General features: G+C 72.7%; 12 protein-coding genes and 1 tRNA gene. 9 read left to right on the top strand and 4 right to left on the bottom strand.

What is annotated here, in order from left to right; all coding sequences use genetic code 11:
* Nucleotides 1-90 precede the first annotated feature (90 nt).
* On the top strand, nt 91-2,466 hold the full coding sequence (locus ACQPYX_RS12720; RefSeq protein ID WP_433803276.1) for an ATP-binding cassette domain-containing protein: 2,376 nt from the start codon (nt 91-93) through the stop codon (nt 2,464-2,466).
* Here the strand turns inward: ACQPYX_RS12720 and ACQPYX_RS12715 are convergent.
* The gene (locus ACQPYX_RS12715) at nt 2,442-3,197 is read right to left on the bottom strand and encodes a histidine phosphatase family protein (protein ID WP_433803275.1); all 756 of its coding nucleotides are present in this window, start codon (nt 3,195-3,197) and stop codon (nt 2,442-2,444) included. The genes ACQPYX_RS12720 and ACQPYX_RS12715 overlap by 25 nt on opposite strands.
* A 247-nt stretch (nt 3,198-3,444) precedes the next feature.
* On the opposite strand from ACQPYX_RS12715, the gene ACQPYX_RS12710 reads away from it, so the two are divergent.
* On the top strand, nt 3,445-3,675 hold the full coding sequence (locus tag ACQPYX_RS12710) for a hypothetical protein (RefSeq protein ID WP_433803274.1): 231 nt from the start codon (nt 3,445-3,447) through the stop codon (nt 3,673-3,675).
* 3 nt (nt 3,676-3,678) lie between these two features.
* On the opposite strand, the gene ACQPYX_RS12705 is transcribed toward ACQPYX_RS12710, so the two are convergent.
* The 3 genes from ACQPYX_RS12705 to ACQPYX_RS12695 form a co-directional block, all read right to left on the bottom strand.
* Nucleotides 3,679-3,750, bottom strand: a tRNA-Val gene (locus ACQPYX_RS12705).
* Nucleotides 3,751-3,802: 52 nt separating this feature from the next.
* On the bottom strand, nt 3,803-4,273 hold the full coding sequence (locus tag ACQPYX_RS12700) for a peroxiredoxin (RefSeq protein WP_433803273.1): 471 nt from the start codon (nt 4,271-4,273) through the stop codon (nt 3,803-3,805).
* Nucleotides 4,274-4,331: 58 nt separating this feature from the next.
* Nucleotides 4,332-4,775 carry a DUF3052 domain-containing protein gene (locus ACQPYX_RS12695; RefSeq protein WP_433803272.1) on the bottom strand — a complete coding sequence of 148 codons (444 nt, stop codon included), beginning with the start codon at nt 4,773-4,775 and terminating at the stop codon, nt 4,332-4,334.
* Nucleotides 4,776-5,089: 314 nt separating this feature from the next.
* Between ACQPYX_RS12695 and aceE the strand changes: the two genes are divergently transcribed.
* From aceE to ACQPYX_RS12660, 7 genes are all read left to right on the top strand, one after another.
* Nucleotides 5,090-7,912, top strand: coding sequence for a pyruvate dehydrogenase (acetyl-transferring), homodimeric type (aceE, locus tag ACQPYX_RS12690; RefSeq protein ID WP_433803271.1), 2,823 nt, complete (start codon nt 5,090-5,092; stop codon nt 7,910-7,912).
* A gap of 223 nt (nt 7,913-8,135) precedes the next feature.
* Nucleotides 8,136-8,339: a cold-shock protein gene (locus ACQPYX_RS12685; protein WP_018331418.1), complete on the top strand. Its 204-nt coding sequence runs from the start codon at nt 8,136-8,138 to the stop codon at nt 8,337-8,339.
* 100 nt (nt 8,340-8,439) lie between these two features.
* On the top strand, nt 8,440-9,678 hold the full coding sequence (locus ACQPYX_RS12680) for a PucR family transcriptional regulator (RefSeq protein ID WP_433803270.1): 1,239 nt from the start codon (nt 8,440-8,442) through the stop codon (nt 9,676-9,678).
* Nucleotides 9,679-9,850: 172 nt separating this feature from the next.
* A complete protein-coding gene (locus ACQPYX_RS12675) occupies nt 9,851-10,786 on the top strand; it encodes an ACP S-malonyltransferase (protein ID WP_433803269.1) in 936 nt (311 codons plus the stop codon).
* Nucleotides 10,783-11,766 (top strand): beta-ketoacyl-ACP synthase III, encoded by a 984-nt coding sequence (locus tag ACQPYX_RS12670; RefSeq protein ID WP_433803268.1) that lies wholly within the window; start codon nt 10,783-10,785, stop codon nt 11,764-11,766. The genes ACQPYX_RS12675 and ACQPYX_RS12670 overlap by 4 nt, the downstream gene beginning before the upstream one ends.
* Nucleotides 11,767-11,803: 37 nt before the next feature.
* Nucleotides 11,804-12,046 (top strand): acyl carrier protein, encoded by a 243-nt coding sequence (locus tag ACQPYX_RS12665; RefSeq protein WP_018331414.1) that lies wholly within the window; start codon nt 11,804-11,806, stop codon nt 12,044-12,046.
* Entirely contained in the window at nt 12,043-13,305 is a 1,263-nt protein-coding gene (locus ACQPYX_RS12660; protein WP_433803267.1) for a beta-ketoacyl-[acyl-carrier-protein] synthase family protein, read from the top strand. Before ACQPYX_RS12665 ends, ACQPYX_RS12660 begins: the two co-directional genes overlap by 4 nt.
* Nucleotides 13,306-13,307: the final 2 nt, after the last annotated feature.

The following is a 13,307-nucleotide window of genomic DNA, read 5'->3' as shown; positions in this document are numbered from 1 at the left end:
GAGTGTCGGGGGGCGTCGCTAGTCTCCCGTCACGTTCCGGGAGCGGGCCGGGTCGAGTCGTCGGACGGACCGCGAGCGAGGGAGACGACGATGAGCACGGACAGCCGGCACGCCGCCGACGCGCACGAGCGGATCCGCGTGCTCGGCGCGCGGGAGAACAACCTGCGCGACGTCGACGTCGACCTGCCCAAGCGCCGCCTCACCGTGTTCACGGGGGTGTCGGGCTCCGGCAAGAGCTCGCTCGTGTTCGCCACGGTCGCCGCCGAGTCCCAGCGGCTCATCAACGAGACCTACTCGACGTTCGTGCAGGGCTTCATGCCTACGCTCGCGCGTCCCGACGTCGACGTCCTCGACGGGCTGACCACGGCGATCATCGTCGACCAGCAGCGATTGGGGGCCGACCCGCGCTCCACGGTGGGCACCGCCACCGATGCGGGCGCGATGCTGCGCATCCTGTTCAGCCGCCTCGGCGAGCCGCACATCGGGTCGGCGCAGGCGTTCTCGTTCAACGTCGCCTCGGTCAGCGGTGCCGGCGCGGTGACCACCACGAAGAACGGGCAGCAGGTCAAGGAGCGCCGCGAGTTCTCGATCACCGGTGGCATGTGCCCGCGGTGCGAGGGCCGCGGCGCGGTGTCCGACTTCGACCTGGGCGCACTCTACGACGCCACGAAGTCGCTGGACGAGGGCCCGTTCACCATCCCCGGCTACAGCATGGACGGCTGGTTCGGCCGCATCTTCAAGGGCAGCGGCTTCTTCGACACCGCGAAGCCGATCGCGCAGTACACGCAGCGGGAGCTGCACGACCTCCTGTACCGGGAGCCGACGAAGATCCAGGTCGAGGGCATCAACCTCACCTACGAGGGGATCATCCCGAAGATCCAGAAGTCGATGCTGTCGAAGGACCGGGAGGCGATGCAGCCGCACATCCGGGCCTTCGTCGACCGCGCCGTCGTCTTCACCACCTGCCCGGAGTGCGAGGGCACGCGGCTCACCGCGGCGGCCCGGTCGTCCCGCATCCGCGGGGTGAACATCGCCGAGGCCGGCGCGATGCAGATCAGCGACCTGGCCGCATGGGTGCGCGGGATCGACGAACCCTCGGTGAAGCCGCTGGTCGAATCGCTCTCGCACACGCTCGACTCGTTCGTCCGCATCGGGCTCGGCTACCTGAGCCTGGAGCGCCCGTCCGGCACGCTCTCCGGCGGCGAGGCGCAGCGGACGAAGATGATCCGCCACCTCGGCTCCGCCCTGACCGACGTCACCTACGTGTTCGACGAGCCGACGATCGGGCTGCACCCGCACGACATCGCGCGGATGAACGAGCTGCTGCTCGCGCTGCGCGACAAGGGCAACACCGTCCTCGTGGTGGAGCACAAGCCGGAGACCATCGCGATCGCCGACCACGTGGTCGACCTCGGGCCCGGTGCCGGCACCGACGGCGGGACGATCCAGTTCGAGGGCACGGTGGAGGGGCTGCGCGCGAGCGGCACGGTCACCGGGCGGCACCTCGACGACCGGGCGGCCCTGAAGGACACGGTGCGCACGCCGACCGGCCGGCTGGAGATCCGCGGGGCGGACACGCACAACCTGCGCGACGTGGACGTCGACGTCCCGCTCGGCGTGCTCGTGGCGCTCACGGGGGTCGCGGGGTCGGGCAAGAGTTCGCTGGTCACCGGGTCGATCGCGGGGCGCGACGGCGTCGAGGTCGTCGACCAGACGCCGATTCGGGGCTCACGGCGCAGCAACCCCGCCACCTACACCGGGCTGCTGGAGCCGATCCGCAAGGCGTTCGCGAAGGCCAACGGCGTCAAGCCCGCCCTGTTCAGCGCGAACTCCGAGGGGGCGTGCCCGAACTGCAACGGAGCCGGCGTGATCGACACCGATCTCGGCCCGATCGCCTCCGTCGCCGTCACCTGCGAGGTGTGCGAGGGCAGGCGGTTCTCGGCCGACGTCCTGGAGTACCGGTTCGGCGGGCACGACATCAGCGAGGTCCTCGCGATGTCGGTGGCGGAGGCGGAGGCGTTCTTCGCCTCCGGGGACGGGAAGTTGCCGGCGGCGCACAAGGTGCTGGCCCGCCTCGTCGACGTCGGGCTCGGGTACCTGCGGCTCGGGCAGCCGTTGAACACGCTCTCCGGCGGCGAGCGGCAGCGGTTGAAGCTCGCGGACCACCTCGGGACCAAGGGCGGGATCTTCGTCCTCGACGAGCCGACGACGGGTCTGCACCTCGCCGACGTCGAGGCGCTGCTCGGGTTGCTCGACCGGCTGGTCGACGGCGGGACGTCGGTGATCGTGATCGAGCACCACCAGGCCGTCATGGCGCACGCCGACTGGATCATCGACCTCGGGCCGGGCGCCGGGCACGACGGCGGGCAGATCGTCTTCACCGGGCCCCCCGCCGAGCTCGTCGCGGCCCGCTCCACGCTGACCGGAGAGCACCTGGCCGACTACGTGCGCTCCCCCGCGACGTAACCGGGGGCGATCCAGGGCGGGAGCCGGTCGGGCACCTCGACCACCACGCGGTGCTCGCGGAAGACGACCTCCGCGAGCCGCCCGTCGAGGGTGACCTCGACGGGCTCGAGGTTCTCCGGCTCGCCGGGGTCGCGGCCGATGGCGGCCGCGACGAACGCCCGCATGGGCCCGGAGTGCGTGCTGACCAGCGCGACCTCGCCGGGGGCCGCGAGCGCGGTGACCCCGGCCCAGAGGCGGTAGACCGCGATCTGCGGCGGTTCGAAGCGCAAGGTGGTGGAGGTCAGCCAGCGGTCGATCGGGCCGCCGGACTTCGAGAGCTCGCCGTAGTCGGAGTCGAAGCGGTCGAACTCGAGCGCCCAGTCGGGGTCGGCGCCGCTGCCCGGATCGAGGGCGCGGCGCTCCTTCGCGACGCCGGACGACTCCCGCGCCGCCCCGTCGTGGAAGAACTGCAGGCTGTCGAAGTGCGCGTCGGGCTCCAGCTCGCCGAGCTCCAGGCCGTGTCCGTCGGACAGGGTCTCGACGAGCGTGGCCCGCAGGGTCACCGCGGTCGCCGTGCCGCGGGCGGTCGGGGCGTGCGGGAAGCGGACGCGGGTCCCGGCCGGCGCCGCCGTCAGCTCCTTCGCGAGCAGCCGCGCCCGCTCGCGGGCCTGGGACTCGCCGAGCTCGGTCAGCCCGAGGTCGCCGAGGTAGCCGTGGGTCTCGCCGTGGCGCAGGAGGACGACGCGGTACACGGCGCCCACCGTGCCCGACGCGGCACGGGGTGTTCCACCCGGCGGTTGCGGGGGCGCGAACGCGAGGGGCACACCACGCAGCTCCGGCCGCCACGGGACCTGCCCCATGTACTCCTCGTGGAGGAGATCGACATCCCCTTCGAGGGAGCGGCGCCCGGGATCTCAGGGGTTCCTCAGTCCGCCCGTCGACGATCGGGATACAACGGACAGAACGGTCGGAACCGTTCACCTCGAGACGGGACTCCTCGTGGACACACTCTGGCTCATGTGCGGGATCGCCGTGGTCGCCGTCGGGCTGATCATGATGATCGGCGGCTCGAAGGGCCGGTCGCTCGACGACGTGTACGCCCGCCGGGCCGAGGCGAAGGCGCAGGCCCCGACCCAGGCGCAGGCCCCGACCCAGGCCCCGGCCGAGGCCACCACCGTCGTCACCGCCACCCCCGCGGCCCCGGCGGGCCGGCACCGGGTGGTGACCTGAGGGTGGGCGCAGCAGGATTCGAACCTGCGACCGACGGCTTGTAAGGCCGGCGCTCTACCGCTGAGCTATGCGCCCCGTGCGGGCCCCGGGAACGCTACCCGGGGCCCGTCGTCGGGAACGGGGAATATCAGGCGGACGCCTTGAGCTGCTCGATCGCGTCCTTCCAGCCCTGCTGGTCACGGGCCTCGCCGGGACCGTTCTGCTCGGCGAAGCGCACGACGCCGTCCCGGTCGATGAGGAACGTGCCGCGGAACGAGAAGCCCAGGTCGGCGGAGAACACGCCGTAGCTCGCGCCGACCGCGCCGTGCGGCCAGAAGTCCGAGAGCAGCGGGAAGCGGTAGCCCTCCTGGTCGGCCCAGGCCTTCAGGGTCGGCGCCGGGTCGCACGAGACCCCGATGAGCTGGACGTCGTCGTTCACGTACGAGGCGAGGTCGTCGCGGGCCTCGCAGAACTCCCCGGTGCAGATCCCGGAGAACGCGAACGGGTAGAAGACCAGGAGGACGGCCTTCTTCCCGCGGTAGTCCGCGAGCGAGACCTCCTCGCGGTCCTGGTTCGGGAGCGTGAACTCGGGGGCCTGGGATCCGACCTCGACCGTCATGGCGCGTGCGTCTCCTCGTGAGGGTGTTCCGGCTGGTGCCGGCGCCACCCTAGCGAGTTCAGCGGCGTCCCTTGCTCCCCGACTTGGGCGCGACCAGACGCGTCCCGACCCAGCCGTCGGAGATGTTGACGTTCGAGGTCTGGGAGAGCCCAGCGGTCGGGGCGGCCTCGGCGATCTCGGAGGGCTCGACGTGCCCCTCGTGACCGGTCTTGGGCGTGAGGACCCAGACCACGCCGTTGTCGGCGAGGGGTGAACGGGCGTCCATGAGGGCGTCGACGAGATCGCCGTCGTCGTCGCGCCACCACATCAGCACCACGTCCACGACCTCCTGGGCGTCCTCGTCGAGGAGGTCCTCGCCGCAGCGTTCCTCGATCGCGGACCGGACGTCCTCGTCGACGTCGGAGCCCCAGCCCACTTCCTGGACGATCATCCCCGGCTCGACCCCGAGCTTGCTGGCCAGATCACTCCGGCTGCCGTCGGAGTCCCCCGCGGCCGCGACCACGTCTCCCGTCCCTCCTCCGTGTCGTGGGCGCACCCCGGTGGATCCGCCTCGCGAGCGCCCCGCCGGGGCCTCGTGACGCACAGCGAACACGGCCGGGGTGCCGGACGCAACCAGCCACGCGGCCGGGGCCCACGACGACGGCGGGTCGTCGCCGTTCTCGACACGCCACCGCTACCCACCGGTAGAGATGACGCTGCGGCGACACGGGGTGACCATGGAGGGGCCGAGTGGTGAACCCACGGGCAGAATCGGTTCCGATCGTCCGCGTCACACCGGATCGGCGGCGGGCCCACGAGTACGAGGAGTGGCAGCAGTTGTCAGCGCAGAACGGCTCCCGGTCCGACAACCGCGTGCACGTCATCCGTGACGGGCTCTCCACGCACCTGCCCGACATCGATCCCGACGAGACCGCCGAGTGGATCGAGTCCTTCGACGGCGTGCTCGACTCCGCCGGCCAGCAGCGGGCGCGGTTCCTGATCCTGCAGCTGCTCCAGCGCGCCCGCGAACGTCGCGTGGCCGTGCCGTCGCTGTTCTCCACCGACTACGTCAACACGATCCCCACCGACCAGGAGCCGTGGTTCCCGGGCGACGAGGAGACCGAGCGGCGCTACCGCGCCTGGATCCGGTGGAACGCCGCGGCGATGGTGCACCGGGCCCAGCGACCCGGCGTCGGGGTCGGCGGGCACATCTCGACCTACGCCTCCGCGGCGTCGCTCTACGAGGTCGGGTTCAACTGGTTCTTCCGCGGCAAGGACCACCCGGGCGGCGGCGACCACGTCTACATCCAGGGCCACGCCTCCCCCGGCATCTACGCCCGCGCGTTCCTCGAGGGCCGCCTCGGCGCCGAGCACCTCGACGGCTTCCGCCAGGAGCTCTCGCACGCCGGTCCCGGCGGCGGCCTGCCGTCCTACCCGCACCCCCGGCTCATGCCGTGGTTCTGGGAGCACCCGACGGTCTCGATGGGCCTCGGCCCGATCAACGCGATCTTCCAGGCGCGCTTCGACAAGTACCTGCACAACCGCGGCCTCAAGGACACCTCCCAGCAGCACACCTGGGCGTTCCTCGGCGACGGCGAGATGGACGAGCCGGAGTCGCGCGGCGCGATCCACGTCGCGGCGGCCGAGGGCCTGGACAACCTCACCTTCGTCGTCAACTGCAACCTCCAGCGCCTCGACGGGCCGGTGCACGGCAACGGCAAGGTCATCCAGGAGCTGGAGTCGTTCTTCCGCGGCGCGGGCTGGAACGTCGTCAAGGTGATCTGGGGCCGGGAGTGGGACCGGCTGCTGCACGCCGACCGCGACGGCGCCCTGATCAACCTGATGAACACCACGCCGGACGGCGACTTCCAGACCTACAAGGCCAACGACGGCGCCTACGTCCGCGAGCACTTCTTCGGGCGCGACCCGCGGACCAAGGAGCTGGTCGCCGACCTCTCCGACGACGACGTCTGGAACCTCAAGCGCGGGGCGCACGACTACCGCAAGGTCTACGCCGCCTACCAGGCCGCGATGGAGCACGAGGGCCGCCCGACGGTCATCCTGGCGAAGTCGATCAAGGGTTACACGCTCGGCCCGACGTTCGAGGGCCGCAACGCGACCCACCAGATGAAGAAGCTGACCCTGCAGGACCTCAAGACCTTCCGCGACGAGGTCCGCGTCCCGATCAGCGACGCCGAGCTCGAGCGCGACCCCTACCTGCCGCCCTACTACCACCCCGGCAAGGAGGCGCCCGAGATCCAGTACATGCTCGAGCGGCGCCGCCAGCTCGGTGGCCCGGCCCCGGAGCGCCGCCTGCGCCACCAGCCGCTCGTGCTGCCCGGCGACAAGGCCTACGACGTGGTGAAGCGCGGCTCGGGCAAGCAGGAGATCGCCACGACGATGGCGTTCGTCCGGCTCGTCAAGGAGCTCACCCGGGACGAGGGCATCGGGAAGCGGGTCGTCCCGATCATTCCCGACGAGGCCCGCACGTTCGGCATGGACTCGTTCTTCTCGAACCTCAAGATCTACAACCCGCTCGGCCAGCTCTACACCTCGGTCGACGCCGACCAGCTGCTCGCCTACCGCGAGTCCGAGACCGGGCAGCTGCTGCACGAGGGCATCAACGAGGCCGGGTCGGTCGCCTCGTTCACCGCGGTGGGCACGTCGTACGCCACCCACGGCGAGCCGATGATCCCGATCTACATCTTCTACTCGATGTTCGGCTTCCAGCGCACCGGCGACGGGATCTGGGCCGCCGCGGACCAGATGGCCCGCGGCTTCCTGCTCGGTGCGACGGCGGGTCGGACCACGCTGGTCGGCGAGGGCCTGCAGCACAACGACGGGCACTCGCACCTGCTCGCGGCGACGAACCCCGCCGTCGTGGCGTACGACCCGGCGTTCGCGTTCGAGATCGGGCACATCGTGCGCGACGGGCTCGCGCGGATGTTCGGCCAGGACGAGCAGGAGCACCCGGAGGCGGAGCCGGACCACGAGGCCTCGGCGTCGACCCGCCGGGACCCGAACGTCCTCTACTACCTCACCGTCTACAACGAGCCCTACCGCCAGCCCGCCGAGCCGGACGGCGTCGACGTCGACGGGCTCCTGCGCGGGCTCTACCGCTACGCCCAGGCCCCCGGCGGGCCCGGGCCGCGGGCGCAGATCCTCGCCTCGGGGGTCGCGATGAGCTGGGCGCAGCGGGCCCAGGAGATGCTCGCGACCGAGTGGGGCGTGCAGGCCGACCTGTGGTCGGCGACCTCCTACGGCGAGCTGCGCCGCGACGGCGTGGCCTGCGAGCAGCACAACCAGGCCCACCCCGAGGCCGAACCGCTCACGCCGTACGTGACCACCGCGCTCGCCGAGGCGGCCGGACCGGTCGTCGCGGTGTCCGACTGGATGCGCGCCGTCCCCGACCTCATCCGCCCCTGGGTGCCGGGTGACTACACGACGCTCGGCACCGACGGCTTCGGCCTGTCCGACACCCGGCCGGCCACCCGCCGGCACTTCGGGGTGGACGCCGAGAACGTCGTCGTGGCGGTCCTGGCGGCGCTGGCCCGGCGCGGCGAGGTCGACCAGTCCACGGTGCGCGACGCGGCGGCGCGCTACCAGATCCACGACCCGCAGGCCGCCGGGCCGCAGACCTCCGACAGCGGGGTGGCGTGATCGGCCGCCGGCGGGGAGCCGCCCCGTGACCGGGCGGTGACTTTTCGGGGCTCGGGGCTGGATTCCTCCCCCGGGGATCCCGCTAGGCTGTCGCCGACCGCCCGGTCCACCTCGTAGCCAACGGGGCCACCGGCGGGTCCGGCGGTTGGAGTACATCGCTCCGGCGGCGGCTCGAAGGCCGGGGGAGGAACGAACCCCCGGGACATCGGTATGAGGAGCAGGAATGGCAGAAGGCACCGTCAAGTGGTTCAACAGCGAGAAGGGCTTCGGCTTCCTCGCTCCCGACGGTGGTGGCGCTGACGTCTTCGTCCACTACTCGGCGATCCAGTCTCGCGGGTTCCGGACCCTGGACGAGGGGCAGCGCGTCTCGTTCGACGTCGAGCAGGGCCAGAAGGGCCTGCAGGCCGTTCAGGTCACGCCGCTGTAAGTAGCGCGCAGACGCGTCTACCCGAACGGGGCTCCGCCCGGCACGCGATGCCGGTCGGGGCCCCGTTCGTCGTTCGTCGACCACGAGGGTGTGGTGAGAGATGGCCCGGGTCTCCCCCGACACCTTCCGGCGCCTCGAACTCGCCACGGGCGGCGTCGCGGGCGCCGGTGTGGCCGAGATGTCGGCCCGCCTGCCGTGGTTCGACCGGCTCACCGCCCAGCAGCGCGCCGGGGTCCTCATGGTCACCCAGCTCGGCGCCGCGAACTTCGTCGCCTGGCTCCGCGACCCGGACGCCACCCCCCGCCTGACCGCCGAGGCGTTCCGCAGCGCCCCGCCCGACCTCGCCCGGCAGATGACGCTGCGCCAGACCGTCGAGCTGGTCCGCATCGCCACCGAGGTCTTCGAGGAGCGCATCCCGGCGCTGGCCGGCAGTCGCTCCGAGCGCGCCACCCTGGTCGCCGCCGTCCTGCGCTTCGGCCGCGAGGTGGCCTTCGCGGCCGCCACCGTCTACGCCTCGGCCGCCGAGGCCCGCGGCGCCTGGGACGCCCGCCTCGAGGCCCTCGTGGTCGACGCCGTGATCCGTGGTGATCACGACTCCGCCGGCGCCGTCCTCTCCCGGGCCGCCGCCCTCGGCTGGGACCCGGCCGCGCGCGCCCGCGTGCTGGTCGGCAACCCGCCCGCCACGGACCCCGACCCGCGCCGTCCCTCCGGCCCCGACCCGCTGCACGGGGTGCGTCGGGCCGCGTACCGCGCGGGAGCCGCGGTGCTGCTCGGAGCCCACGGCCGGCACCTGCTGATGATCATGTCCGCGGACGAGGCTCCCGACGACGACGCCGGCCTCAGCGGGGAGTCGAAGGCCGTCCTGACGCTGACCGACGCGTTCGGCCCCGGCGCGGTCGTCGCGGGACCGGTGGTGCCCGGCCTGCTCGAGGCCCACGAGTCCGCCGCCCGCGCGCTCGCCGGGCACCGCGCGGTCGCCGCCCGGCCCGGCGCGCCCCGCCCGGTCGACGCCGACGACCTGCTGCCCGAGCGGGTCCTCGCCGGCGACCGCACCGCCGCCACCACCCTCGTCGAGGAGGTCGCCCGCCCCCTGCGGGAGGCCGGTGGCTCGCTCACCGAGACCGTCGAGTCCTACCTCGACCACGCGGGCGTGCTCGAGGCGTGTGCCCGCACGCTCTACGTGCACCCCAACACCGTGCGCTACCGGCTGCGGCGAGTGGCCGACCTCACCGGCTCCCATCCCGGCGACGCGCGCGGTGCGGCGTTGTTGCGAATGGCCATCGCGCTCGACCGCCTCCGTGCGAGCGGCGCCACACCGGAACCCGACACGACGCCGTGAGCAGCGACGACGCGCGATGCTCACGAGCCGGAGCCGCCGCCCCGGCGCTCTTGGCCGGCCGCGCGGGCCGTCGTCGGGAAGCGTCGTTGTGGGAACCCGACAACGAACCCGGGAGAGGATTCGTGGCCCGAGGAGCTGCTTCCGGACACCCGGGCGTGATGGAGTACGTGCCGTGATCGCGATCCTCGCGCCCGGCCAGGGCGCCCAGAAGCCGGGCATGCTCGCGCGGTGGCTCGAGCGCCCCGGCGCCCGTGAGCGGCTGGCCGAGTTCTCCACGGCCGCGGGGCTCGACCTGGAGCACCTCGGCACCGAGGCCGACGCGGACGCGATCGCCGACACCGCCGTGACGCAGCCGCTGCTCGTCGCGAGCGCCCTGCTCTCCTGGGAGGCGCTGCACGCCGAGGCGGGCGACCTGCCGGAGGGCACCGTCGTCGCCGGGCACTCCGTCGGCGAGCTCGCCGCCGCCGCGATCGCCGGGGTGCTGCACGCCGACCGTGCCGTGGCGCTCGCCGCGGTCCGCGGCCGGGAGATGGCCGCCGCGTGCGCGGTGGAGCCGACGAGCATGGCGGCGGTCCTCGGTGGGGACTCCGACGACGTGCTGCGCGTGCTCGCCTCCCGCGACCTCGAGCCGGCCAACCGCAACGGGGCCGGTCAGGTCGTCGCGGCCGGCCGCACCGCCGACATCGAGGCGCTCGTCGCCGAGCCGCCGGAAGGCGCGCGGGTCCGCCCGCTCGCCGTCGCCGGCGCGTTCCACACCCGCTTCATGGAGCCGGCCGAGAAGGCGCTGGGCTCCTGGGTCGCCGAGCACCGGGGCGAGCTGGCCCCGGCGGACCCGACGACGCCCCTGCTCTCCGACGCCGACGGCGCCGTCGTCACCTCCGGGGACGACATGCTCGACCGGCTCGTCGCGCAGGTGACGCTGTCGGTGCGGTGGGACGCCTGCATGGACACCCTGCGCGAGCGCGGCATCACCGCTGCGATCGAGCTCACCCCCGCCGGCACGCTGACCGGGATGGTCAAGCGCCAGATCAAGGGCACCGCCACCGTGAACGTCTCCACCCCCGAGCACCTCGCGTCCGCCGTCGAGACCCTGCGGGGGATCTCGTGACCTCGCTGCGCACCGCTCCCCCGGTCGCCGGGGCCCGCATCATCGGGCTGGGCAGCTCCCAGCCCGACCGCGTCGTCACCAACGACGAGCTCGCCCGACGCGTCGAGACGAACGACGCCTGGATCCGCAGCCGCGTCGGTATCGCCGAGCGCCGCTTCGCCGCCGACACCGACTCGGTGGTCTCGATGGGCGCCGACGCCGGGTCCAAGGCCCTGGCCGACGCCGGCCTCGCGCCCACCGACCTCGACGCCGTCATCGTCGCGACCTGCACCATGCCCACCCCGATCCCGAACGCGGCGGCGCAGCTCTCCGACCGCGTCGGGGTGAACGGGATCGCGGCGTTCGACCTCAACGCCGCGTGCGCCGGCTTCTGCTACGGCGTGGGTGTCGGGTCCGACATGATCCGCGCCGGCAGTGCCCGCAACGTGCTCGTCGTCGGGTCGGAGAAGCTCACCGACTGGCTCGACATGGACGACCGCAGCGTCTGCATCATCTTCGCCGACGCCGCGGGGGCCGCGGTGCTGACGGCGGCCGAGACGCCCGAGGAGGTCGGGGTCGGGCCGGTCGTGCTCGGTGCCGCCGGCGACCTCGTCAGGACGATCGGTATCGACGAGCAGAACTACCTGCGCCAGGAAGGCCAGGCGGTCTTCCGCTGGGCCACCACCAAGATCGCGCCGGTCGCCCTGCAGGCGATCGAGCGGGCCGGGCTGACCCCGGCCGACATCGACGTCCTCGTGCCGCACCAGGCCAACCTGCGGATCGTCGAGGCGATCGCGAAGAAGCTGCGCTCCGAGGGCGCGCGGGAGGACATGGTCGTCGCGGACGACATCGTGCACTCCGGCAACACCAGCTCCGCGTCGATCCCGATGGCGATCGACCACATGCGCGCCGCGGGGCGCGTGAAGTCGGGCGACGTCGCCCTGCTGGTCGGGTTCGGAGCCGGCCTGTCGTACGGCGGCCAGGTCGTCGTCCTCCCCTAGCCTCGCTCCCGACACACCACCCAAGGAAAGGAGCCTCGTGGCTTCCAAGGAAGAGATCCTGCCCGACCTCGCGAGCATCGTGGAGGAGGTGGCCGGCGTCGACGCCTCCGAGGTCACCCCGGAGAAGTCGTTCGTCGACGACCTCGACATCGACTCGCTGTCGATGGTGGAGATCGCCGTGCAGGCCGAGGACAAGTTCGGGGTGAAGATTCCCGACGACGAGCTCGCGAAGCTCACCACGGTGTCCGACGCCGTCGACTACATCTCCTCCCACTCGTGAGCGCCGCCGGCCAGGGGGTCGTCGTCACCGGGATGGGAGCGACGACCCCGCTCGGCGGAGACGTGCAGTCCACCTGGGACGGTCTCCTGGCCGGTGCCAGCGGGACGCGGGCGCTCCCCGAGGGATACGAGCGCTTCGAGCTGCCGGTGGACTTCGCCTCGCAGCTCGCCGTCGAGCCGTCCGAGGTCCTCAAGCGTGTCGAGCTCCGGCGGCTCGACCGGTCCGAGCAGGTCGCGATCATCGCGGCCCGCCAGGCCTGGGAGCACGCCGACCTCGGCGACTACCCCTCGACCGACGGCGGCTCGCCGAAGGTCGACGGGCTCCGGCTCGCGGTCATCATCGGCACCGGCATCGGCGGGGCGACCACCCTGCTCGACCAGGACGACCTGCTCGAGCAGCAGGGCCTGCGCAAGGTCGCCGTCCTGACGATCCCGATGCTCATGCCCAACGGGCCCGCCGCGCACGTCGGGCTCGAGTTCGGGGCGGCCGCGGGCATCCACGCGCCGGTGTCGGCCTGCGCCTCCGGCGCCGAGGCGATCGCCTGGGCGTGGCGGATGCTGCAGGCGGACGAGGTCGACGTCGTCGTCGCGGGTGGGGCCGAGGCCTGCATCGCCCCGATCACGCTCGCCGGGTTCTGCCAGGCCCGCACCATGGCCCACGACTGGGACGACCCCACGCAGGCCTCCCGCCCGTTCGACGCGAAGCGCAACGGCTTCGTGCTCGGCGAGGGCGCGGGCATGGTCGTGCTGGAGCGCGCCGAGTTCGCGCAGGCCCGCGGCGCGACCATCCACGGCCGGCTCGCCGGCATCGGCACCAGCGCCGACGCGTACCACATCACGGCGCCCGACCCCGAGGGCACGGGCCAATCCCGCGCCATCGCGGCGGCCCTGCGGACGGCGGGTCTCGACCCGTCCGACGTCGGCCACGTCAACTGCCACGCGACGTCGACCCCGGTCGGCGACGTGGCCGAGACGGTCGCGGTGCGCAAGGCGATCGGCGACCACCCGGTGCTCACCGCGCCCAAGGGCTCGCTCGGTCACCTGCTCGGCGCCGCCGGTGCCGTGGAGGCGATCGCGACGATCCTCGCGGTGAAGGAGGGCCAGATCCCGCCGACCGCGAACCTCACCGACCTCGACGGCGACGTCGAGCTCGACGTGGTCTCCGGCGAGGCGCGGAAGGTCTCCCTGGACGCCGCCGTGAACGACTCGTTCGGCTTCGGTGGGCACAACGTCAGTCTGTGCTTCGCACGTGAGCACTAAGT

It is taken from the genome of Actinomycetospora sp. CA-084318 (assembly GCF_050955885.1).
Taxonomy (GTDB): Bacteria; Actinomycetota; Actinomycetes; order Mycobacteriales; family Pseudonocardiaceae; genus Actinomycetospora.
This window is presented reverse-complemented; position numbering and strand designations above follow the sequence as displayed.

Excerpts from the sequence above, each read along its gene's own strand:
- ACQPYX_RS12700 (WP_433803273.1), bottom strand. The coding sequence starts at position 4,273 with ATGACGGTCGAGGTCGGATCCCAGGCCCCCGAGTTCACGCTCCCGAAC.
- ACQPYX_RS12685 (WP_018331418.1), top strand. The coding sequence starts at position 8,136 with ATGGCAGAAGGCACCGTCAAGTGGTTCAACAGCGAGAAGGGCTTCGGC.
- ACQPYX_RS12720 (WP_433803276.1), top strand. The coding sequence starts at position 91 with ATGAGCACGGACAGCCGGCACGCCGCCGACGCGCACGAGCGGATCCGC.
- ACQPYX_RS12680 (WP_433803270.1), top strand. The coding sequence starts at position 8,440 with ATGGCCCGGGTCTCCCCCGACACCTTCCGGCGCCTCGAACTCGCCACG.